The organism is Pseudomonas fluorescens (assembly GCF_000802965.1).
In the GTDB taxonomy this organism is placed as follows: Bacteria; Pseudomonadota; Gammaproteobacteria; order Pseudomonadales; family Pseudomonadaceae; genus Aquipseudomonas; species Aquipseudomonas fluorescens_A.
The window spans coordinates 147641-170375 of the sequence record NZ_JSAK01000013.1; the positions used below are offsets into that span (position 1 = coordinate 147641).

The 22735-nt window shown below is 58.4% G+C and carries 22 protein-coding genes; 13 read left to right on the plus strand and 9 right to left on the minus strand.

Translation table 11 applies throughout. The features are described from left to right. Positions 1–270 precede the first annotated feature (270 nt). Together ettA and gdhA are read left to right on the plus strand one after the other, a co-directional pair. A complete protein-coding gene (ettA, locus tag NL64_RS11525) occupies positions 271–1935 on the plus strand; it encodes an energy-dependent translational throttle protein EttA (protein ID WP_034148211.1) in 1665 nt (554 codons plus the stop codon). Positions 1936–2302: 367 nt separating this feature from the next. Then, on the plus strand, positions 2303–3640 hold the full coding sequence (gdhA, locus tag NL64_RS11530) for an NADP-specific glutamate dehydrogenase (protein ID WP_034148212.1): 1338 nt from the start codon (positions 2303–2305) through the stop codon (positions 3638–3640). On the opposite strand, the gene NL64_RS11535 is transcribed toward gdhA, so the two are convergent. The 4 genes from NL64_RS11535 to NL64_RS11550 form a co-directional block, all read right to left on the minus strand. Further along, positions 3637–4131, minus strand: coding sequence for a GreA/GreB family elongation factor (locus tag NL64_RS11535; protein ID WP_034148213.1), 495 nt, complete (start codon positions 4129–4131; stop codon positions 3637–3639). The genes gdhA and NL64_RS11535 overlap by 4 nt on opposite strands. A gap of 70 nt (positions 4132–4201) precedes the next feature. Then, positions 4202–4558: a hypothetical protein gene (locus NL64_RS11540; protein WP_034148214.1), complete on the minus strand. Its 357-nt coding sequence runs from the start codon at positions 4556–4558 to the stop codon at positions 4202–4204. A 142-nt stretch (positions 4559–4700) separates the two neighbouring features. Then, positions 4701–6554 carry an Lnb N-terminal periplasmic domain-containing protein gene (locus NL64_RS11545; protein WP_034148215.1) on the minus strand — a complete coding sequence of 618 codons (1854 nt, stop codon included), beginning with the start codon at positions 6552–6554 and terminating at the stop codon, positions 4701–4703. Positions 6555–6763: 209 nt separating this feature from the next. After that, entirely contained in the window at positions 6764–7252 is a 489-nt protein-coding gene (locus NL64_RS11550; protein ID WP_020798660.1) for a DUF3015 domain-containing protein, read from the minus strand. Between the two features lie 279 nt (positions 7253–7531). Between NL64_RS11550 and NL64_RS11555 the strand changes: the two genes are divergently transcribed. Both NL64_RS11555 and NL64_RS11560 read left to right on the plus strand, forming a co-directional pair. Further along, positions 7532–9970 (plus strand): Lon protease family protein, encoded by a 2439-nt coding sequence (locus NL64_RS11555; protein ID WP_034148216.1) that lies wholly within the window; start codon positions 7532–7534, stop codon positions 9968–9970. A 313-nt stretch (positions 9971–10283) separates the two neighbouring features. Next, on the plus strand, positions 10284–10625 hold the full coding sequence (locus NL64_RS11560) for a hypothetical protein (protein WP_034148217.1): 342 nt from the start codon (positions 10284–10286) through the stop codon (positions 10623–10625). Between the two features lie 5 nt (positions 10626–10630). Here NL64_RS11560 and NL64_RS11565 read toward each other — a convergent pair whose 3' ends face one another. Then, on the minus strand, positions 10631–12460 hold the full coding sequence (locus NL64_RS11565) for a hypothetical protein (protein WP_034148218.1): 1830 nt from the start codon (positions 12458–12460) through the stop codon (positions 10631–10633). 171 nt (positions 12461–12631) lie between these two features. On the opposite strand from NL64_RS11565, the gene NL64_RS11570 reads away from it, so the two are divergent. From NL64_RS11570 to NL64_RS11580, 3 genes are all read left to right on the plus strand, one after another. Next, complete coding sequence (locus NL64_RS11570) at positions 12632–13120, plus strand: TIGR00645 family protein (RefSeq protein ID WP_034148219.1); 489 nt, start codon at positions 12632–12634, stop codon at positions 13118–13120. Between the two features lie 213 nt (positions 13121–13333). Beyond that, positions 13334–13642 carry a DUF6482 family protein gene (locus tag NL64_RS11575; RefSeq protein WP_034148220.1) on the plus strand — a complete coding sequence of 103 codons (309 nt, stop codon included), beginning with the start codon at positions 13334–13336 and terminating at the stop codon, positions 13640–13642. A gap of 121 nt (positions 13643–13763) precedes the next feature. After that, entirely contained in the window at positions 13764–14381 is a 618-nt protein-coding gene (locus NL64_RS11580; protein ID WP_034148221.1) for an FKBP-type peptidyl-prolyl cis-trans isomerase, read from the plus strand. A 111-nt stretch (positions 14382–14492) separates the two neighbouring features. Here NL64_RS11580 and NL64_RS11585 read toward each other — a convergent pair whose 3' ends face one another. The 3 genes from NL64_RS11585 to NL64_RS11595 all read right to left on the minus strand — a co-directional run bounded on the left by NL64_RS11585 (position 14493) and on the right by NL64_RS11595 (position 16436). Next, complete coding sequence (locus tag NL64_RS11585) at positions 14493–14750, minus strand: PA4570 family protein (protein WP_034148222.1); 258 nt, start codon at positions 14748–14750, stop codon at positions 14493–14495. 207 nt (positions 14751–14957) lie between these two features. After that, positions 14958–15299 carry a zinc ribbon domain-containing protein YjdM gene (locus tag NL64_RS11590; protein WP_034148223.1) on the minus strand — a complete coding sequence of 114 codons (342 nt, stop codon included), beginning with the start codon at positions 15297–15299 and terminating at the stop codon, positions 14958–14960. A 168-nt stretch (positions 15300–15467) separates the two neighbouring features. Continuing rightward, positions 15468–16436 (minus strand): polyprenyl synthetase family protein, encoded by a 969-nt coding sequence (locus tag NL64_RS11595; RefSeq protein ID WP_015096895.1) that lies wholly within the window; start codon positions 16434–16436, stop codon positions 15468–15470. 240 nt (positions 16437–16676) lie between these two features. Here NL64_RS11595 and rplU point away from each other — a divergent pair, with 240 nt between their 5' ends. The 5 genes from rplU (at position 16677) to NL64_RS11620 (ending at position 20439) form a co-directional block, all read left to right on the plus strand. Then, positions 16677–16991, plus strand: a complete 315-nt coding sequence (rplU, locus tag NL64_RS11600; protein ID WP_003176051.1) for a 50S ribosomal protein L21 — start codon at positions 16677–16679, stop codon at positions 16989–16991. 35 nt (positions 16992–17026) lie between these two features. Then, positions 17027–17284, plus strand: a complete 258-nt coding sequence (gene rpmA, locus NL64_RS11605) for a 50S ribosomal protein L27 (protein WP_003281574.1) — start codon at positions 17027–17029, stop codon at positions 17282–17284. A gap of 195 nt (positions 17285–17479) precedes the next feature. Continuing rightward, positions 17480–18703 (plus strand): Obg family GTPase CgtA, encoded by a 1224-nt coding sequence (gene cgtA, locus NL64_RS11610; protein WP_034148224.1) that lies wholly within the window; start codon positions 17480–17482, stop codon positions 18701–18703. 137 nt (positions 18704–18840) lie between these two features. Beyond that, positions 18841–19959 (plus strand): glutamate 5-kinase, encoded by a 1119-nt coding sequence (proB, locus tag NL64_RS11615; RefSeq protein WP_034148225.1) that lies wholly within the window; start codon positions 18841–18843, stop codon positions 19957–19959. A gap of 12 nt (positions 19960–19971) precedes the next feature. Then, positions 19972–20439 (plus strand): CreA family protein, encoded by a 468-nt coding sequence (locus tag NL64_RS11620; protein WP_034148226.1) that lies wholly within the window; start codon positions 19972–19974, stop codon positions 20437–20439. Positions 20440–20618: 179 nt separating this feature from the next. Here NL64_RS11620 and rpsT read toward each other — a convergent pair whose 3' ends face one another. Further along, positions 20619–20897, minus strand: a complete 279-nt coding sequence (gene rpsT, locus NL64_RS11625; protein ID WP_020798646.1) for a 30S ribosomal protein S20 — start codon at positions 20895–20897, stop codon at positions 20619–20621. 252 nt (positions 20898–21149) lie between these two features. Between rpsT and murJ the strand changes: the two genes are divergently transcribed. Then, a complete protein-coding gene (murJ, locus tag NL64_RS11630; protein ID WP_034148227.1) occupies positions 21150–22688 on the plus strand; it encodes a murein biosynthesis integral membrane protein MurJ in 1539 nt (512 codons plus the stop codon). Positions 22689–22735 lie beyond the last annotated feature (47 nt).

Below are 22735 nucleotides of genomic sequence, written 5' to 3' on the forward strand. Positions count from 1 at the left end.
TTGGCTGGACTGGCGCGACGTGCACTATAAGCCGGACGCCCGAAGGGCGGCTAGCATGCCTTGAGTTGTGGCAAAGTGCCAGCCCCGCTCGGCTGGACGGCCTTCCGTCATTCAGGTAGCTTTGCCGGTTACGCGGGAGCGTTCCAGCTCCTAGAATCAGACTTTTTTCAGCGCGCACGCATGGGCCTCGTCCAGCGTAGAACGCGCACGGTCTGGCCCGGGCATCGCCTGCGCTCCAATCATTCATCAGTCACTGACCCTAGGTTCTCCATGGCTCAATACGTATTCACCATGCATCGGCTGGGCAAAGTTGTTCCGCCGAAGCGGGAAATCCTGAAAAACATCTCCCTGTCCTTCTTCCCCGGCGCCAAGATCGGCGTGCTCGGCCTCAACGGTTCGGGTAAATCCACGCTGCTGAAAATCATGGCCGGCGTCGACACCGAGTTCGAGGGCGAAGCCCGTCCGATGCCGGAGCTGAACATCGGTTATCTGCCGCAAGAGCCACAACTTGATCCGACCAAGACCGTGCGTGAAGTGGTCGAGGAAGCGGTCAGCGTGATCAAGAACGCCCAGGCACGCCTGGACGAGGTCTACGCGGCGTACGCTGACGAAGATGCCGACTTCGACAAACTGGCTGCTGAACAAGCCAAGCTCGAAGCGATCCTGCAAGCCAGCGATGGTCACAACCTGGATCGCCAACTGGAAGTCGCCGCCGATGCGCTGCGTCTGCCGGCATGGGACGCCAAGGTCGAATTCCTGTCCGGTGGTGAAAAACGTCGTGTGGCCCTGTGCCGCCTGCTGCTGTCCGCTCCGGACATGCTGCTGCTCGACGAACCGACCAACCACCTGGACGCCGATTCGGTTGCCTGGCTGGAGCATTTCCTGCACGACTTCCCGGGCACCGTGGTAGCGATCACGCACGACCGTTACTTCCTGGATAACGTTGCTGGCTGGATCCTGGAACTCGACCGCGGCGCGGGCATTCCTTACGAGGGCAACTATTCGGGTTGGCTGGAAGCCAAGTCCGATCGTCTGGCTGCCGAATCCAAGCAGCAGTCGGCCCACGAAAAAGCCATGAAGGAAGAACTGGAGTGGGTGCGCAAAGGCGCCAAGGCCCGCCAGTCCAAATCTAAGGCTCGTCTGCAACGCTTCGAAGAAATGCAATCGCAGGAATTCCAGAAGCGCAGCGAAACCAACGAGATCTACATTCCGGCCGGTCCGCGCCTGGGTGACAAGGTCATCGAGTTCAAGAACGTCACCAAGGGCTACGGCGATCGCGTGTTGATCGACAACCTGTCGTTCTCCATGCCCAAAGGCGCCATCGTTGGCGTGATCGGTGGTAACGGTGCCGGTAAATCCACACTGTTCCGCATGCTGATGGGCAAGGAAACGCCGGACTCGGGCAGCATCGAAGTCGGCGAAACCGTGCAACTGGCCTGCGTGGACCAGAGCCGCGAAGACCTGGACGGCAGCAAGACTGTGTTCCAGCAAATCTCCGACGGTTCCGACCAGATCCGCATCGGCAACTACGAGATCCCGTCGCGTACCTACGTCGGTCGCTTCAACTTCAAGGGCGGCGATCAGCAGAAGTTCGTCAAGGACCTGTCCGGTGGTGAGCGTGGTCGCTTGCACCTGGCCCTGACCCTGAAAGAGGGCGGCAACGTCCTGCTGCTCGACGAACCGTCCAACGACCTCGACGTTGAAACCCTGCGTTCCCTGGAAGAAGCCCTGCTGGACTTCCCGGGCGCCGCCATTGTGATCTCTCACGATCGGTGGTTCCTTGACCGCGTCGCGACGCACATCCTGGCGTACGAAGACGATTCGCAAGCGGTGTTCTTCGAGGGTAACTACACCGAATACGAAGCCGATCGCAAAAAGCGTCTCGGCGAAGCGGCAGCTCAGCCGCATCGTGTACGGCACAAGAAGCTGGCCTGATTTCAGGTTGGTTGCATAAAGAACGGAGCCTTCGGGCTCCGTTTTTTTTGCGTTTTTTTCAGTGGCACCGCGATGTATTCATCGCTGGCAAGCCAGGTCCTACAGATTTCGTGGTGTTCACAATCCCGAGCCTTGCACCGCCCCTGTAGGAGCTGGCTTGCTAGCGATAGCGGTATATCTGATGGTGCAAAACTCGAATTGAGAATCCCCATTCGGGTGCAAAAACACTCCGAAACGAGGATTAATTTATATCCTGTGCACCATTTAATTTCATAAAAGCGACATTCTGCTCTATTCCTGTGCGCGATTCGTTTGTTAAAGTCCGGCTCAAAATCTCCAACGACAATAAATTTGCCGAGACATTTCCATGATCGAATCCGTCGAATCCTTCCTTGCCCGCCTGAAAAAACGCGACCCGGACCAGCCTGAATTTCACCAGGCCGTGGAAGAAGTCCTGCGCAGCCTGTGGCCGTTTCTGGAAGCCAATCCGCACTATCTGACGTCGGGCATCCTGGAGCGTATTTGCGAGCCGGAGCGAGCAGTCGTGTTCCGGGTTTCCTGGGTCGACGATCACGGCAAAGTGCAGGTCAATCGCGGTTTCCGTATCCAGATGAACAGCGCCATCGGGCCGTACAAGGGCGGCCTGCGTTTCCATCCTTCGGTGAACCTTGGTGTGCTGAAGTTCCTGGCTTTCGAGCAGACCTTCAAAAACTCGCTGACCTCGTTGCCCATGGGTGGCGGCAAGGGCGGTTCGGACTTCGACCCGAAAGGCAAAAGTGATGCGGAAGTCATGCGCTTCTGCCAGGCCTTCATGAGCGAGCTGTACCGTCACATCGGTGCCGACGTGGACGTGCCGGCCGGTGATATCGGCGTTGGCGCCCGCGAGATCGGCTTCCTGTTCGGTCAATACAAGCGCCTGAGCAACCAGTTCACCAGCGTGCTGACCGGCAAGGGCCCGAGCTACGGCGGTAGCCTGATTCGCCCGGAAGCCACCGGTTTCGGTTGCGTGTACTTCGCCGAGGAAATGCTCAAGCGTCGTGGAGAGAGCGTCGAAGGCAAGCGCGTGGCGATCTCCGGTTCCGGCAACGTCGCGCAGTACGCTGCGCGCAAAGTCATGGACCTGGGCGGCAAAGTGATTTCCCTGTCCGACTCTGAAGGCACGCTGTACTGCGAAAGCGGTTTGACCGAAGCGCAATGGCAAGCAGTGCTGGAACTGAAAAACGTCCAGCGCGGGCGCATCAGTGAACTGGCCGCTCGTTTTGGCCTGGAGTTCCGCGCCGGCCAGCATCCATGGGGGCTGAGCTGCGACATCGCACTGCCATGCGCCACGCAAAATGAACTGGATGCCGACGCCGCTCGCGCATTGCTGCGCAACGGCTGCATCTGTGTGGCGGAAGGCGCGAACATGCCAACCACGCTTGAGGCGGTGGACCTGTTTATCGAGGCGGGCATTCTGTTCGCACCGGGCAAGGCGTCCAATGCCGGTGGTGTCGCGGTGAGCGGGCTGGAGATGTCGCAGAACGCCATGCGCTTGCTGTGGACCGGTGGCGAAGTGGACAGCAAGCTCCACGCGATCATGCAATCGATCCACCACGCTTGCGTGCACTACGGCGAAGAGAACGGTCAGGTCAATTACGTCAAGGGCGCGAACATCGCCGGCTTCGTCAAAGTCGCCGACGCCATGCTCGCCCAGGGCGTGGTTTAAGCCGGTTCGATGCGGATGATCTCGATCATCTGATCGCCGGCCGGGCGTTGCCATAGCACCTCGTCACCGAGTTGCGCCCCGAGCAATGCCCGGCCCAGCGGTGAGCCCCAGTTGATCAGGCCGGCCGGCGCGTCGGCCTGATCTTCACCGACCAGTTGCACGGTCAACTCGGTGTCCTGTTCGTCGGCGAACGTCACTCGACTGCCGATTTGCACTTTTTTCGTTGAAGTAGCGGGCGGTACAAGTTGAGCGCTTTGCAGACGCTGATTGAAATACCTCAAGTCGCGCTGCAAGTCGGCCTCTCTCTGCTTGTTGGCCAACTCTCCTTGCGCGCTCAGTTCTCCCAGCAAATTCTGCAACTCGGCTACTTTCGCCTGTAACTGGACGAGGCCCGTGGGTGTGACGTAATTGGGCTGCGCGCTGACCTGCCGTTCGACCGGCTGATCGGCTTGCGCGGCGGCATTATCTTCATTGACGAAGGCGCGACTCATGGCGTTCTCCCGTTATAGGGTTTGGGCCATGGTTGCAGGCTTTTAGTTTCGACGGATGTCTGTCAGCGACCTATGGCGAGCGATAGGCCCGTGCTGCGTCCTGATCCTTCTGTTGCTGCCAGGCTTTGTCGCGGTCGTCCCCATGGCGATTGCGATAGTCGTCGCGATCCTCGCTTTCGCGCATGGCCTGACACTGGCGGAAGCCATCGCTCCAGCCTTCGGCGTAGTTTTTGTCTTTCAGATAACGCGGGACGTTTTTACGAAATTCGCCGGTGATGGCTCCGGCGGCCTGGCGGCCACTGCTGCAACCGTCATCGAAACCGTCGGCGAATGCGGGTGGAAAACCTTTGGCGATCAGATCTTCGTGGGTTGTCTGGCAACCGGCGATCAACATCAACAAACCCACCACCACTGCACAACGCAGCATCTTGGACTCCCGGGCCGCAATATGGCCTGTAAGGGAAGTCTAGAAGCGGGTTCGTGAGCGGGGTGTGAAAGAAAGATCAAAAGATCGCAGCCTGCGGCAGCTCCTACAGGGACCGCATTCCAATGCCGCAGGCTGCGATCTTTCAGTAGTGATACCACTTAACCTCAAGCATCACTTCATTCTCGGGCGTGGCCAAGTGGCTGAATTCGCGCTGGGCGCTCAAGCGTAAACCGAGGTTGCGCGACAATTCCCACTGCTGGTTCAGACTCACGCTACGGCGCACTTCACCATTGGTGAAGAAATCGCCTTTTGCCTCAAGGCTCATGTTGCCCAGCGGGTTTTTCCACAGCAGGCCGGTGTTGAAACCCGCCGCCGGGGAGATGAATTCGGCGAAGTCATTGTTGTGCTCGACGCGCACGGTGCCCAAGGCAAAACCGAGCGTGTTGTCGCTCAGTTGCCAGGTTCCGCCGCCACCGCCATTCACGTGGCTGACCAGGGTTTCGTCGTCATGCTTGCCCGGCACCCGCTCCAGACCGCCGGTGACCTGCCACGACAGCGGTTGCAGCAACTCATTGCGCGGGGTCAGGGAGCGGATGGTCGCCAGGTCCAGTTGCTGCACTTGCCAGTCATTGCCTTCGTACTGGCGCAGCTTCAGTTGCAGGATTTCAATCTGCGCGCCGAGCGGAAAACTTTCCGAATTGTCGTTGAGGTCGTGATAGGCCATGCGCAGGCCGTATTCGCCAAACGCGCGATCGCCACGGGTGCCGAGGCCGGCCTGCCAGGTGCGCGATTCGTGGCCATCTTCCGGGAGCCCGGGTTGCGGGATATCGAGTTCCGGTGCGGGGTTCTGGTTGATCGCCCGCAGCAATTCGAAGCTGCGCTGAGCCCGTTGCGGATCACGTTCCTGACCATTGGCGCGATAGCGCTCCAGGCGATAGGCGGCATCGATAATCAGCGCCTGACGGTCGCGGGGTTGAGCCTTGAACTCCGGTGATTGCAGTTGTTTCTGGTCGGCGCTGACTTTCAGCACCCATTGCTGTTCTTCGTCGGTTAACGGCTCGGCGCGGCTCAGCAGCTCGCGCTCGCGGGAAGGGCGGTACTGGATGGACTCCACCAGCCCGGCCTCTTTCACGGCTTTGACGGTGTCGGTGGGGATGGCGGTGATCGGGAATTGCTCGGTCAGGCGCAGACTCGGACGCGCCACTTGCAGCAGCTCCAGCAAGCGATAGGAACAGTTTTCATCAAAAAAGAAATAGTCGAACTGGATCTGTTTCAGCTCCCAGACGTGCTCGACCATGCGCTCGGTTTCTTGCTGGGTCAGGTTCAGGCGGTATTCCCACAGATCGCGGTTTTCGAGACTGCGGTACTCCGAGAGTTTTTCCTGATACGGCACCAGCGCAAACAGGCCGGGATAACCGCCCATCAAGCCTTTCCACGCGTAGAGGATGCTGTTGTCGGAGCCCTCGATGTAAGCGCCGAAGTTGATCGCGTAGCTGAGCAGCGAAGTCTTGTCGGCCTGAACGTCAGCCTGATCGATGCGCAGCAATGTGTGGCCGAACATTGACGACGGGCTGTTGAGATAGGCCGCCGGAAAGATCATCACCGCGCTGTGGGGCGAGACGTCCTTGAACCATTGCTTGAACTCGGCGCATTGCGGGGTCGGCAGATCGCTCAGGTTGAGCTGCGCTTTCAGCCAGCGGGTGCGGGCAGGGTAGACGCATTGCGCATGCTGTTCGCCAGCATTGGCGGGGGCGTACAACGCTTGCACGGTGGCCGCCAGTTCATGGTCCGGGTGTTCGTTGCCATCGGCGGCGAGGAAGAATTTCTTGTCGCTGACATAGCTGCGCCAGCCACCGAGCTTGGCGGTTTCGTAATGGCCCAGGGAAAGCCAGAAAGGGTCGTTGGCCAGTTGCTGCAAACGTTGAGAGTCGATTTGGGGCGCGGCGGACAGCGGGGCGCAGACACAGAGCGCCAGCCAGGCAAGGCGTTTGAGCATAGGTGGCAACTTAAGTCGAAAAAAATTAAGAACGGGTACGGAAAAACGTCCTCTGTAGCAGCCGGCTTGCTGGCGATGGCATCAACACGGTTTTTCAGATACACCGCGGTGATGCCATCGCCAGCAAGCCGGCTCCTACAATTGGACGATATGGCCGAAAGTCCAAAAAATAAAACCCGCTTCCCGAAAGAAGCGGGGTGCGGTCGAGCTTAAGCCTGAGTCGCGTACTTGGCCAGACGAGGATCGCTCTTCAGGACGGCCAGGGTGTTGGTATGCACATCTTCCGCGGTCACGTCAGCCTTGCTGAAGATCTGCTGGAAGTGCTCGTGAGTGACAGCGGCGAAGTGCGCACGGTCTTCCGGCGCCACGCCCAGTACCACGGCGTAGGTGGTCAGCGCTTCGCCCTGACCTTTAGCCATGTCTTCGGACAGTTCATTCATCATGCCATTCATGGCAAACCAGGATTTGCCGCCATAGGTCAGCGACGCATTGGTCGAGCAACCGTTGGTGCCGGAAGTCATACCGAAAGTCGCGTTGCCGGAAGTGCCGTTGGTGGTGGATGCCAGGAAGTGAGCTGGAGTGCCACGCTGACCTTCGAACAGCATGTTGCCCCAACCGCAATCCGGGCCGCCTGGCGCCTGAGCCATGGCGTTGATGGAAACAGCGGTGAAGAGAGTACCGAGAAGAATCCGTTTCATAGCTTTGTTCTCTTTGTGTGCATACCAATGGACAAGGGGTGCTGGCGCCTATCTGACGCCAGTTGGGCCGGTTATTAGTCCAGCCGCGCAGTTTGGAGTTTAGGCACGATCCCGGGGTTCCGTGATTTTTTGCAAAACATTCAACGTAAACATTGATTTGGCCCCGGCCCGCCTGGGGCTGGTGGGTTGTCTATGCTTTGCCTTGAGGCGCGCCTTGCAAGTGAGGTATGGGCAGCGCCAGAATGCCGCTATCTGCCCCGCCTGATGTAAGGAAGCCCGATGCCTGATCCTGTTGCTGCCAGCTTGCGTCTAGCGCCTGAAGCGCTGACTCGTCCGTTTTCCGCTGAACAGTTCAGCTTCTCTACCACCAATGATCTGGAGCCCTTTCGCGGTGTGCTTGGCCAGGAACGTGCGGTCGAAGCCTTGCAGTTCGGTGTGGCCATGCCACGCCCCGGTTACAACGTGTTCGTCATGGGCGAGCCGGGCACTGGCCGGTTTTCGTTCGTCAAACGCTACCTGAAAGCCGAAGGCAAACGCCTGCAGACCCCGGCGGACTGGGTTTACGTCAATAATTTCGATGAGCCGCGCGAGCCTCGCGCACTGGAACTGCCGTCGGGCACTGCCGGTGCCTTCATCGGTGACATCAACGGCCTGATCGACAACCTGCTGGCAACCTTTCCTGCGGTGTTCGAACACCCGTCCTACCAGCAAAAGAAAAGCGCCATCGACCGCGCGTTCAATCAGCGCTACGACAAGGCGCTGGACATAATCGAACGCCTGGCGCTGGAGAAAGACGTCGCGCTCTACCGCGATGCCAGCAACATTGCGTTCACGCCGATGCTCGAAGGCAAGGCGCTGGACGAGGCGGAATTCGCCCAATTGCCCGAGGCCGAGCGCGAGCGCTTCCACGAGGATATTTCCAATCTCGAAGAGCGTCTGAACGAAGAGCTGGCGAGTTTGCCGCAATGGAAGCGCGAGTCGAGCAATCAACTGCGCCACCTCAACGAAGAAACCATCACCTTGGCCCTGCAGCCGTTGCTGTCGCCGTTGTCGGAGAAATACGCCGAGAACGCCGCGGTGTGCGGTTACCTGCAAGCGATGCAGGTGTATTTGCTCAAGACCGTGGTCGAGCAGTTGGTGGACGACAGCAAGACCGACGCGGTTGCGCGCAAATTGCTGGAAGAACAATACGCGCCGAGCCTGGTGGTCGGTCATTCGGCCAGTGGCGGTGCGCCTGTGGTGTTCGAACCGCACCCGACCTACGAAAACCTCTTCGGCCGCATCGAATACAGCACTGACCAAGGCGCGTTGTACACCACGTACCGGCAGCTGCGACCGGGTGCATTGCACCGGGCCAACGGCGGTTTCCTGATCCTCGAAGCGGAAAAAATGCTCAGCGAGCCGTTCGTGTGGGACGCGCTGAAACGCGCCCTGCAGTCGCGCAAGCTGAAAATGGAATCGCCGTTGGGCGAGATGGGCCGTTTTGCCACCGTCACATTGAATCCGCAGCACATTCCGTTGCAGGTCAAAGTCGTGATCATTGGCGCCCGTTCGCTCTATTACACGCTGCAAGACCTCGATCCGGACTTCCAGGAGATGTTCCGCGTCCTGGTGGATTTCGATGAAGACATCCCGATGGTCGATGAGAGTCTGGAGCAGTTCGCCCAGTTGCTGAAAACCCGTACTTCGGAAGAAGGCATGGCGCCGTTGACCGCCGATGCCGTAGCGCGTCTGGCGACCTACAGTGCGCGTCTGGCCGAGCACCAGGGGCGTTTGTCGGCGCGGATTGGTGATCTGTTTCAACTGGTGAGCGAGGCCGATTTCATCCGTCACCTGGCCAATGACGAAATGACCGACGCCGGTCACATCGAGCGAGCGCTCAAGGCCAAGGCGACCCGCACCGGCCGTGTGTCGGCGCGGATTCTCGATGACATGCTGGCCGGGATCATCCTGATCGACACCGATGGCGCCGCCGTCGGCAAGTGCAACGGTTTGACGGTGCTGGAGGTCGGCGACTCGGCTTTCGGTGTGCCGGCGCGGATTTCCGCCACGGTGTATCCGGGCGGCAGCGGCATCGTCGACATCGAGCGTGAGGTCAACCTCGGTCAGCCGATTCACTCCAAAGGCGTGATGATTCTCACCGGGTATCTGGGCAGCCGTTACGCCCAGGAGTTCCCGCTGGCGATTTCCGCGAGTATCGCCCTGGAGCAGTCCTACGGTTACGTGGATGGCGACAGTGCGTCGCTGGGCGAAGCCTGCACGCTGATTTCGGCGCTGTCGAAAACCCCACTCAAGCAGTGCTTTGCGATCACAGGTTCGATCAACCAGTTCGGTGAAGTGCAGGCGGTAGGCGGAGTAAACGAGAAGATCGAAGGTTTCTTCCGTCTTTGCGAAGCCCGCGGGCTGACCGGTGAACAGGGGGCGATCATTCCTCAAGCCAACGTCGCCACGCTGATGCTCGACGAGAAAGTGCTGGCCGCGGTGCGCGCCGGGCAGTTCCACGTCTACGCGGTGCGCCAGGCCGACGAGGCCTTGAGCCTGTTGGTCGGCGAGCCGGCCGGTGAGCCGGATGAGAACGGTGAGTTCCCTGAAGGCAGCGTCAACGCCCGGGTGGTGGAGCGCCTGCGGGTGATTGCGGAAATGATCAGCGAGGAAGATCTGAAAGAGGCCGAAAAAGAAATGGCGGTCGAAGCGCTGGTGGAGGCCAAACCGGCTTGAATCTGAGGCTCACACCGATCTACTTGTAGGAGCAAGCTTGCTCGCGATAGCGGTCTGACATTCAACATTGTGGTGTCTGACACACGGCCATCGCGAGCAGGCTCGCTCCCACATTTTTATCCGGTGTATTCAAACAAACGCCACAACTCTGACGCCAAACTTCACACAGTGACCATTCGGCGCCTTCTGGTCTTACTTGACGTGCTAGTCAGACTTTTCTTCTATTCTCTGCTCAGGGATATCGACAGTAATCACTGGATCGAGACAGCCTTCCCGTGGAGGTTGAATACCGGATCTACCGAGGGTCGCCGCCATGTCGCGCAACCTCTGCCTCACCCGACAATGCCTGGGTCTTGTGACCCGTATCGAATGCGCCGTCCGTCCACTGGCTGGGGATAAAGGCATGTGGACGTTGCTCTTCGCCGCCGGAATGGCCGGCGAACAACCATCAGCCGTTAAAGCCCAAGGCCCGTTTCATGGTCCTTTCGTGGCGGAATCCATCCTCGACACCATCGTTGAAAGCCTGACGCTGCATGGCTATGAGCTGGCCGATGATCCGCAGATCTGGTGCCTGCATCTGCAAGCCCAGCTGCGGGAAATCAACGGAGGCCGTTGCCGGAACGTCAATGGTTTCGAATACCGGCCTGAGCACTGAACAGGCTACTGAGCCAGGTGGGACATATCCGCCTTGTCGAGCTTGACCTCGTAACCATATTGCACGGTGGCGAGGTCGGTTCGCTGATAGCTTTCCAGGCGTGTGGGTTGACCGTAAAAATAATGCACGGCGAATAACGCCGGGCCATCCGTGCTCGCCTGGTGGGTCACCGCGAGGATTTCCTTGAGGTAGTTGCCGCTGTCGTCCCTGGCGAAAAAACGCCAGTCCTGATCGGGAAACACTTTCAGATCCACCACCAGCGCGTTGCCCTTGAGCTCCAGGCCTTTGGGCAGTTGATGGGCGTCGAAAGCTTTTTGGTCCACCGTGGCGAGGAACAACGGTATGGAACCCACGACGTAAGCCGGGGTTTCCGGAAACAGGTTCAGGTCATAGGTGATAGTGCCGCGCAGGGGATCAACTTGATAGGCCTCCGGCGGCAGCTCGATCGGCTCGTCGCGTTTGCCGCTGGAGTCCTCGGTGAAAAAACTGACCGGGCTATCACCGGCGCTGAAAGACGTGCCGAGCAGCTCATCATTGAAGGTTCTGAGGTGACTGAACTCGACTCGCGCAGCGCTGGGGTCCTCCACTGACTGCGTGATGCTGACACCTTTTTTCAGTTGTTCCTCGGTCAGCGTCGCGCCTTTAAGCCAGGTCGGGGCCTGGTCGTCGTACACCACCACCGGCAAATTCAACGGCTGGATGGTTTTCGCCGTGGTAGTGCGGTCGAAGCGCCGGACCGGCAGGTTCAAGTCCTTGCGCGTCACCGTCGCGGCGGAAAAATCCAGCAGGCTGACTTCGAGGGTTTCGATCGGTCCGTTGAAATACACTTTCGAGTAACGGTGGGTCTGTTGTTTTTCGAAGTTGCGGTGTTCTTCGTCGAGCTGCTTTTCGAACGCGTCGCTCCAGACTTTCTGTTGCTGCATTTTCTCCAGCTGTCGCTGATAGAAGGCAATTTGCTCGGCGGTTTCATTGATGGAACCAGAGCGCGTGAGGAATTGCCCCGTGACGTCCCTGGCCTGGACGATCAGTGGATTCAGCGGGATTTCCCCTACCTCGGGGGCTGGTGGCGCGCTGTTGTTGAACTCGATTTCGGCGTAGTTGTTGGTCAGCTTCAGCAACTTGACGCTGAGGTTGTCGTTGACGCGCGTCTGGCCAACGTCCTTTTTCGTCAGATCGAAACTATAGAGTCGATTCGGCGCAATGACTTCCACCTTGCCTTGCAGGCTCACCGGTTGCGGCTGGTTCTTGATGTCGACATCGAGGCCTTCGATGAACGGGTAGGCCACCGTCAGATCATCGGGATTGGTCAGGTTGGAGCTCGACGGACTCAGCTGAATGCCGGGATCGGTTTCTGACCATTCCGGCTGGAAGGCGATGACGCGTTTGTTGCTCAAGGTCACTGATTGCCATTCCAGGCCATGGGGAAACAAAAACGCCGCCGGAATGCTGAAGTTGAAAGGAAACACCGGTTGCAGGTCCGTCAGGTAATCGGAGCTGGATTCTTTGTGCAGCACGAACAGGCCGTTGATGTAGGTGTCGACCAAGGCCTGCGGCGAAGGGTAGTGCTTGAGCACGGCGAGGGCGTCTTCGCCGTATTCGGCGACCACGGGTTTGCTGTCGAGCTTGAGTTGTGCGCGCTCCAGCAATAACAGTGAGCCGCCAAGCTCGGCCACGGCATCCTTGAGTTTCGGGTCCTGGATCGCATCAAGAGACTTCTCGAACTGCGCAGTCCTTTCATCAAGGCTGACCTGACGCTTCTCGTCGCTGGGCGAGCAAGCGCTCATCAGCAGCGCGAGGCAAATTCCGGCACTCGTTAAGGGCAATCGCACATCCATTTCCAGTCTTCCTGTCCGATGTCATTGCGCTGTCAATGGTTTGGACACTAGCAGAAAAAATTTGACACATAGGCGCAGGTGGCGGATTTCCCAACGGTTTATGGCCCGCTTCTGGGTATAGACAGGTGGCTGTTATACTCGCTGCCATTTTCAGACCACGTGTGAGATTCAATGGAACGCTTTATCGAAAACGCAATGTATGCCTCCCGCTGGCTGCTGGCACCGATCTACTTCGGCTTGTCCCTTGGCCTGTTGGCGCTGGCACTGAAATTCTTCCAGGAAGTTTTCCACGTCATCCCTAACGTCTTTTCGATGGCCGAATCGGACCTGATCCTGGTGCTGCTGTCGCTGATCGACATGGCGCTGGTGGGCGGTTTGCTGGTGATGGTGATGATTTCCGGATACGAAAACTTCGTTTCCCAACTGGATATCGACGACAACAAGGAAAAGCTCAACTGGCTGGGCACCATGGACTCTTCTTCGTTGAAGATGAAAGTGGCGGCCTCCATCGTGGCGATTTCCTCGATTCACCTGCTGCGGATCTTCATGGACGCCAAGAACGTCGATCCCGAACATCTGAAGTGGTACGTGATCATCCACATGACCTTCGTGGTATCGGCCTTCGCCATGGGCTACCTGGATAAGCTCACCAAGCATTGACTGCACAAGCTCCCTTGTGGCGAGCAAGCTTGCTCCCGCTGGCTTGCGAAGCAATCCCCTTCTTTATGGGGCGGTAACACAACCCCGCGCGAGCAACCCCGCCACAGTGGATGTGCTCAAAACAGACGGGCGGCACCGTTTGTGGGTTGTACTTTGCTGCTCCGAGGCATATCCCTGTAAGGGTCTTGGCTCGCCAGTGTGTGAGGTGCGTTCATGAACCTGCAAGAATTGAATGCCTATGCCGTCGCCGGGAAGGTCGATGAGCTGAACCTGATCTCGATGGAAGGTGGGATTTATCTGCTCGAGGCGCGGATGCATGGCGCGGCGTATCCGTTGAACGATACGCATGGTCATACCATGAGTTTGCGTTCGGTTGAGCATGCCCGGGATGTCCTTCGCTCCTTTCCCAAGCTGAACTTCAACCTGGTGCACACCCTGGTGCATGACGAAATGTGCGGGCTCGGCGGCATTGAAGAAAGTCTGAAGGTGCCGATCGACATCCGTTCCACGCGACAGGTCTGACGGCCCTCATCAACACCATGGCATCTGTGCTAGTCTGCTGGCCCTTTTGGTTCCGGGCGCTCCGGGACGCGCTGTGCACGCACGGCAAGTTCCCGGGCCGTCCGCACAGCGGAGCAGTGTCATGTCCGAAGTAAATCTGTCCACCGACGAAACCCGCGTCAGCTACGGTATTGGCCGTCAGCTGGGCGACCAACTGCGCGACAACCCGCCACCGGGCGTGAGCCTGGACGCAATCCTGGCCGGCCTGACCGACGCGTTCGCCGGCAAGCCAAGCCGTGTGGGTCAGGAAGAAATGTCCGCCAGCTTCAAGGTCATCCGCGAAATCATGCAAGCCGAAGCAGCAGCCAAGGCTGAAGCGGCCGCTGGCGCTGGCCTGGCATTCCTGGCTGAAAACGCCAAGCGTGACGGCATCACCACCCTGGCTTCCGGCCTGCAATTCGAAGTGCTGACTGCTGGTGAAGGCGCCAAGCCATCCCGTGAAGACACCGTGCGTACTCACTACCACGGTACCCTGATCGACGGCACCGTGTTCGACAGCTCCTACGAGCGTGGCGAGCCTGCAGAATTCCCGGTTGGCGGCGTGATCGCTGGCTGGACCGAGGCCCTGCAACTGATGAATGCTGGCAGCAAATGGCGTCTGTACGTGCCGAGCGAACTGGCTTACGGCGCTCAAGGCGTTGGCAGCATTCCGCCGCACAGCGTACTGGTGTTCGACGTCGAGCTGCTCGACGTTTTGTAATCCCGTCGACCTGTAGAAGCCGGCTTGCTGGCGATCCAAGCATCTAGGTGTTTCAGTTGCACCGCGGTGATGCAATCGCCAGCAAGCCGGCTCCTACAGGTTTTGCGTGACTCATATTTCGATCTTGTGATGCATTTCGTGCGACGGGCGCAGCGCCCGGGCATAGCAGAACAGAAACAGATTTCGCACCAGTTCCTTGAGCACCACCGGCTCGCTGGAACTCAAGCCGTTGACGTCCAGATCACCCTGATCCTGTAATTCGTTCAAGGCTTCTTCCTCAAGCACCGCACAGACTTCCCCGGTTTCCCGATGCAGGATCCTGAGGTAGGGGTGTGGGCGGTCCAGCCACGCGTCGATCAAATAAGTCATGCCTCATCTCCATTGATTTGGGTTTCAATGAGAATAATTCTTATTCATCAAATAGCAAGGGCCTATTGGCGGATTACGATTTTTTCAGGGTAAAGATTGAGTAAGGTCAAAACGGCTGGCTTTTGGCTATCGCGAGGATTTGTTGGGCAAGGCGGGGGAGGGTGACGCACCATCCCGCGACAGGTCGCGGGATGGAATACAGCAGAATCAGACTTTTCTGACGAACTCGGATTTGAGCTTCATCGGGCCAATGCCGTCGATCTTGCAGTCGATGTCGTGATCGCCATCGCACAAACGGATGTTTTTCACCTTGGTGCCGACCTTGACCACCAGCGACGTGCCTTTGACCTTGAGGTCCTTGATCACTGTGATGGTGTCGCCGTCTTGCAGGACGTTGCCCACCGAATCCTTTTTCACCGCGTCATCGGACGTAGCTTCGGCTTCGCCGCTGGCGGACCATTCGTGGGCGCACTCCGGGCAGATCAGCTGGGCGCCGTCTTCATAGGTGTATTCGGAATTGCATTTCGGGCAGGGTGGCAACGTGCTCACTAAAGCTCCTTGGATTCAGGATCGCTAAAAAGCGCACATTATATAGGGTTTTAGGCGGGAGGGGGCGGGGACCTGTAGGAGCCGGCTTGCTGGCGATGCATACGCCTCGGTGTGCCTGGAACACACCGCAGCTGCGATCGCCAGCAAGCCGGCTCCTACAAGGGTGAATCAGTGCGTGCGGGCTACCGCGAACTCACTCAACTCAACCAACGCATCGCGATACTCGCTGGCCGGCAGCGCTTCGAGGCATTTGATCGCACGGGCCACGTAGTCGCGGGCCAGTTGCGCGGTGTATTCCAGCGAACCCGAGGCTTCCACGGCTTCGCGGATGCTTTCCAGGTCTTCGATGCCGCCTTTCTGGATCGCCTTGCGCACCAGGGCTGCCTGTTCCGGCGTGCCTTCGCGCATGGTGTAGATCAGCGGCAGGGTCGGTTTGCCCTCGGCCAGATCGTCGCCGACGTTCTTGCCCAGGGTCTCGGCATCGCCTTTGTAATCCAGCAGGTCGTCGACCAGTTGGAAGGCAACACCCAGGTGATCGCCAAACGTGCGCAGGGCTTCAGCCTGTTCCGGCGTGGCTTCGCACAGGGCTGCAGCACTGTGGGTCGAGGCCTCGAAGAGCATCGCAGTCTTGCCGCGGATGACTTCCATATAGGTTTCTTCGGTGGTGCTGGCGTCACGGACTTTCGACAGCTGCAACACTTCGCCTTCGGCGATGATGCGCGTGGCTTGCGAGAGGATTTTCATCACTGGCATGGACCCCAGTTCGACCATCATTTCGAAAGAGCGCGAATACAGGAAGTCGCCCACCAGGACGCTGGGGGCGTTGCCCCACATGGCATTGGCGGTCGAGCGGCCACGGCGCATGCCGGACATGTCGACCACGTCGTCATGCAGCAGGGTGGCGGTGTGCAGGAATTCGATGGTCGCGGCCAAAAGTCGCAGGTCGTCGCCTTCGCGGCCAAGAGCCTTGCCACACAGCAGCACTAATAAGGGACGAAGGCGTTTGCCGCCGGCCGAGGTAATGTAGTCGCCGATTTTCGATACAAGCGGCACTCGGGAAGTCAGCTGCTTCTTGATGATGCCGTCGACGGCGCTAAAATCGTCCGCCACCGCGCGGTAGAAAGCTTGGGGTTGCATCAGCGACAGTCGCTCCAGAAGGGTTGCGCGGCATGCTAGGACTCACGTCCGGGCCTGTCAAGGCGCGATGGACGGCCTATTGCAAGGCGCTCGTGCCTTGCGTACAATCGCGCACCCTGAACTTCCTGGGCAGCACCTGCCTTACGCAATTGCAAGCGGGCCTTCCAGCCCCATGCAGCCATGCCAGCCAATACCTCTTCTTATAAAGAGCTGGGTGAGCAGGATTATCGGAGAAATACCATGTCTTATGCAGTAATCGTTACTGGCGGCAAGCAGTACAAAGTCGCCCCAGGTGAATACCTGAAGATCGAAAAACTGGAAATCGCTACCGGCGAATCCGTTACCTTTGATCGCGTTCTGTTGGTTGCCAATGGCGACGACGTGAATATCGGCGCTCCAGTTGTTGCTGGCGCTACCGTTGTGGCTGAAGTGATCTCCCAAGGTCGTCACGATAAAGTCCGCATCATCAAGTTCCGTCGCCGTAAGCACCACATGAAGCGTATGGGCCACCGCCAGTGGTACACCGAGATCAAAATCACCGGTATTCAGGCTTAATTTCAGCCTAATTCCTCACTAGGAGAATTGAACTCATGGCACACAAAAAAGCTGGTGGTAGTACCCGTAACGGTCGCGACTCAGAAGCCAAACGCCTTGGCGTGAAGATGTATGGCGGCCAGGCTATCAAAGCAGGCAACATCATCGTGCGTCAGCGCGGCACCCAATTCCACGCTGGCTACGGCGTTGGCATGGGTAAAGATCACACCCTCTTCGCTAAAGTCGAAGGCGTGATCAAGTTCGAAGTAAAAGGCGCCTTCGGTCGTCGTTACGTGAGCGTAGTCGCGGCTTAATCGCGCGATCGCTGGAAAAGCCCTGTCTCGCGACGGGGCTTTTTCGTTTGTGGGGTGAGTCTCTTGCAAAGCTGTTTGTATGGGCTGTCGGCGTACGATGTAGATGTCGTGTTTTGGGGTCGCTGCGCTCATTTTTGCAAGAGTCTTATGTCTTGATTGTTTTTCGGCTCGTCCGTATGGCGAGAGGCGTTTGTTATGAAGTTTGTTGATGAAGTATCGATTCGCGTAAAGGCTGGCGATGGCGGCAATGGCGCCATGAGTTTCCGTCGGGAAAAATTTATCGAGAACGGTGGCCCGAACGGCGGTGATGGCGGTGATGGCGGTTCCATCTACATGATGGCCGACGAAAACCTCAACACCCTGGTGGACTACCGTTACACCCGGCACTTCGATGCCGAGCGTGGCTCCAACGGCGGCAGCACCGACTGCACCGGCAAGAAGGGTGAAGACCTGATCCTGCGCGTGCCGGTCGGCACCACGGTGATCGACTCCGCGACTCAGGAAGTCATCGGCGACCTGACCAAGGCTGGTCAGAAATTGATGGTGGTACAGGGTGGCTGGCACGGTCTGGGCAACACCCGTTTCAAATCCAGTACCAACCGTGCGCCGCGCCAGACCACTCCGGGCAAGCCGGGTGAGCAGCGCGACCTGAAGCTGGAAATGAAAGTCCTGGCTGACGTAGGTCTGCTGGGTTTGCCGAACGCCGGTAAAAGTACCTTTATCCGCTCGGTTTCGGCTGCCAAGCCGAAAGTTGCTGACTATCCGTTCACCACGCTGGTGCCGAACCTGGGTGTGGTCAGCGTCGATCGCTGGAAAAGCTTCGTGGTTGCGGACATTCCGGGTCTGATCGAAGGTGCTTCCGATGGCGCGGGCCTGGGGATTCGTTTCCTCAAGCACTTGTCGCGTACCCGTTTGCTGCTGCACCTCGTGGACATGGCGCCACTGGATGAAACCAGTGCACCGGATGCCGCTGAAGTGATCGTCAATGAGCTGATCAAGTTCAGTCCGTCCCTGGCGGAGCGTGATCGCTGGCTGGTCCTGAACAAGTGCGACCAGATCCTTGATGAAGAGCACGATGCTCGCGTCAAGGAAATCGTTGATCGCCTGGAGTGGACTGGTCCGGTCTACGTGATCTCGGCTATTGCCAAGCAGAACACCGAGCGTCTGTGCCACGACATCATGCGTTACCTGGAAGATCGTGCCGATCGCCTGGCCAACGACCCAGCCTACAAGGAAGAGCTGGCAGATCTCGATCAGCGCATCGAAGACGAAGCTCGCGCGCAACTGCAGGCGCTGGATGACAAGCGTGCCCTGCGTCGCAGCGGCGTGAAGTCGGTCCACGACATCGGCGACGATGATTGGGACGAAGAAGATGTGGATGACGAAGACGGTCCGGAAATCATTTACGTGCGTGACTGATTCGTTGCGATAAACTTAAGCGCCGCTCAATCGAGCGGCGTTTTAGTATCTGCAAATCGATCGTTGGTCACGAATAACCACGAATAACGTCACGGGCAGTGCCAGGTCGCGCTGTCCTCAAGCTAAGGTTGAAGATGATGCGGAGCAAGGTGACAGGTGCGCAGCGTTGGGTCGTGAAGATCGGCAGCGCTTTGCTGACAGCGGACGGCAAAGGCCTGGATCGCGCAGCAATGGGTGTCTGGGTAGAGCAGATGGTGGCCTTGCATGAGGCGGGTGTCGAGTTGGTGCTGGTGTCCTCCGGGGCGGTGGCGGCCGGCATGAGCCGTCTGGGCTGGACCGCGCGACCCAGTGCGATGCACGAGCTTCAAGCTGCTGCTGCAATCGGCCAGATGGGCTTGGTGCAGGCCTGGGAGTCGAGCTTTGCCGAGCATGGTCGGCACACTGCGCAGATTCTCCTGACTCACGATGATCTGTCTGACCGCAAGCGCTACTTGAACGCTCGCAGTACCTTGCGTGCGTTGGTTGAGTTGAAGGTCATTCCGGTGATCAACGAGAACGACACCGTGGTCACCGACGAAATCCGTTTCGGCGACAACGATACCCTGGCGGCGCTGGTGGCCAACCTGGTCGAGGCTGACTTGCTGGTGATCTTGACGGATCGCGATGGCATGTTCGACGCCGATCCGCGCAACAATCCAGATGCCCAGCTGATTTACGAGGCCCGTGCCGATGATCCGTCGCTCGATGCGGTGGCGGGCGGTACGGGTGGTGCGCTGGGGCGTGGCGGCATGCAGACCAAACTGCGTGCGGCGCGTCTGGCGGCGCGTTCCGGTGCTCATACGATCATCGTGGGTGGGCGTCTTGAGCGTGTGCTGGATCGCCTCAAGGCGGGCGAGCGCATCGGCACCTTGCTCTCACCTGAGCGCGGCATGCTGGCGGCGCGCAAGCAGTGGCTGGCCGGGCATCTGCAAACCCGTGGCACCCTGGTGCTCGATGAGGGTGCGGTGACGGCGTTGTCCCAAGGCAACAAGAGCTTGCTGCCGGTGGGTGTGAAACTGGTTCAGGGTAGCTTCCGTCGTGGTGAAATGGTGGTCTGCGTGGCGCCGGATGGTCGTGAGATTGCCCGTGGCCTGGCTAACTACAGTGCGCTGGAAGCGCAAAAAATCATCGGTCAGTCGTCTGAGGCGATTGTCGGTTTGCTGGGTTACATGGCGGAGCCAGAGCTGGTTCATCGCGATAACCTGATTCTGGTCTGAGGGAATACCTGAATGCGTGTAGCAAAAGGACTATTGGGGTTGCTGCTGGCGATGCCGCTGCTGGCCTCGGCCGAGGAAATTGGCCAGGTGTCGACGGTGTTCAAATTCGTCGGCCCGAACGACCGGATCGTCGTCGAGGCGTTTGATGATCCGAAGGTCGAAGGTGTGACCTGCTATCTGTCGCGCGCCAAGACTGGTGGTGTGAAGGGTGGTTTGGGGTTGGCCGAAGATCGAGCCGAGGCTTCCATTGCTTGTCGCCAGGTCGGGCCCATCAGCTTCAAGGGTGAGCTGAAGGATGGTGACGAGGTGTTCAAGGAGCGCACGTCCCTGGTGTTCAAGACCATGCAGGTGGTGCGTTTCCTGGACAAGAGGCGCAATACGCTGGTGTATCTGGTGTATAGCGATCGTTTGATCGAGGGCAGTCCGCAGAATGCCGTGACGGCGATTCCGATCTTGCCGTGGGTGCCAGTCCAGCAATAACAACGCTAAACCATTGTAGGAGTGAGCCTGCTCGCGAAAGCGGTGTGCCAGTCACACTTGATGTCGACTGACACGTCGTTATCACGAGCAGGCTCACTCCTACATTTTTTGCGGTGATTTTCTAAATCGCAGGCAATAAAAAACCGACCCTAAGGTCGGTTTTTTAATGAACGCGTCGCTTAGGCAGCAGCGGCAACGTTCAGGGCCTTTACGTGGCCATTCAGGCGGCTCTTATGACGAGCAGCCTTGTTCTTGTGGATGATGCCTTTATCGGCCATACGGTCGATAACTGGCACAGCCAGAACGTAAGCAGCTTGAGCTTTTTCAGCGTCTTTTGCGTCGATGGCCTTAACTACATTCTTGATGTAGGTACGAACCATGGAACGCAGGCTGGCGTTGTGGCTGCGACGCTTCTCAGCCTGTTTTGCACGTTTTTTGGCGGAAGGTGAGTTGGCCACCGTCGAGCTCCTCGAAAGACTTTTTAGGAAATAGCAAACAAAATAGGCCGCGAATCATGCCGATGAGTTGAGGTGTTGTCAAGGGCGGTTGAGACGTTCCGCTAAGTGGTAGGTGCTGCACGACTGGATATTTCTTTCCAGCGTACGACCTGTAAACTCGCGAGCTTTGGCTCAGTGCTGTTGCGGCGCGGAGTATCGCATAAGTAGGCGCATTGTTCGCCTGCTGTTTATCGACAGGCACAAACTCTTTCAATGAATCTGCTCAAATCGTTGGCCGCCGTCAGCTCTATCACGATGATTTCCCGGGTTCTGGGGTTCGTTCGTGACACCCTCATTGCGCGCATATTTGGCGCGGGAATGGCGACCGACGCCTTCTTCATTGCCTTCAAATTGCCCAATCTGTTGCGGCGAATCTTTGCCGAAGGGGCTTTTTCCCAGGCGTTCGTGCCGATTCTCGCGGAATACAAAAGCCAACAGGGCGATGAAGCGACGCGAACATTTATTGCCTACGTTTCGGGCCTGCTGACACTGGTTTTGGCTTTAGTCACTGTGCTGGGCATGATTGCCGCGCCGTGGGTGATCTGGGTGACAGCGCCGGGTTTCACCAATACTCCGGAAAAATTCGAGCTGACCTCCAGTCTGCTGCGGGTAACATTTCCCTACATATTGCTGATCTCCTTGTCTTCGTTGGCGGGCGCGATCCTCAACACCTGGAACCGTTTTTCGGTGCCGGCATTCGTGCCGACCCTGCTTAACGTCAGCATGATCATCTTTGCGCTGTTCCTGACGCCGTACTTCGATCCACCGGTCATGGCGCTGGGTTGGGCGGTATTGGCGGGCGGCCTGGCACAACTGCTCTATCAACTGCCGCATCTGAAAAAGATCGGCATGCTGGTGCTGCCGCGCCTGAATCTGCGCGACAGCGGCGTCTGGCGGGTGATGAAGCAGATGCTGCCGGCGATACTCGGCGTGTCGGTGAGTCAGATCTCGCTGATCATCAACACTATTTTTGCCTCGTTCCTGGTCGCCGGCTCCGTGTCGTGGATGTACTACGCCGACCGTTTGATGGAGCTGCCGTCCGGTGTGCTCGGCGTGGCGTTGGGGACGATTCTGTTGCCAACCCTGGCCAAGACCTACGCCAGCAATGATCGCCAGGAGTACTCGCGCATCCTCGATTGGGGCCTGCGCCTGTGCTTCGTGCTGGTGTTGCCTTGCGCTCTGGCGTTGGGGATTCTGGCTGAGCCACTGACGGTCTCGTTGTTCCAGTATGGTCAGTTCGATGCACATGACGCGGCCATGACCCAGCGTGCCTTGATTGCGTATTCGGTCGGTTTGCTCGGGATTATTGTGATTAAAGTGCTGGCTCCTGGCTTTTATGCGCAACAAAACATCCGCACGCCGGTAAAAATTGCGATTTTCACGCTGGTCGTCACGCAGCTGTTCAACCTGGTGCTGATCGGCCCGCTGGCTCACGCAGGTCTGGCACTCGCCATCAGCGCCGGAGCCTGTCTCAATGCCGGGCTGCTCTTCTATCAACTGCGCAAGCAGCAGATGTATCAGCCGCAACCGGGTTGGGCCAAGTTCAGTTTCAAGCTGGTAATCGCGGTCACGGTGATGTCCGCAGTATTGCTGGCCGGGATGCACTTCATGCCGGCCTGGGGCGAGGGGCAGATGCTTGAACGCTTCCTGCGCCTGGGTGCCTTGGTGGTCGCTGGTGTGGTGGCGTATTTCGGCATGTTAGTGTTGATGGGCTTCCGCTTGCGCGACTTCAATCGCAAGGCGCTTGGCTGAGGTCAAGGCCTCGATAAGTACGGGCGGGCCGGCGTTTTTGTCGGCTC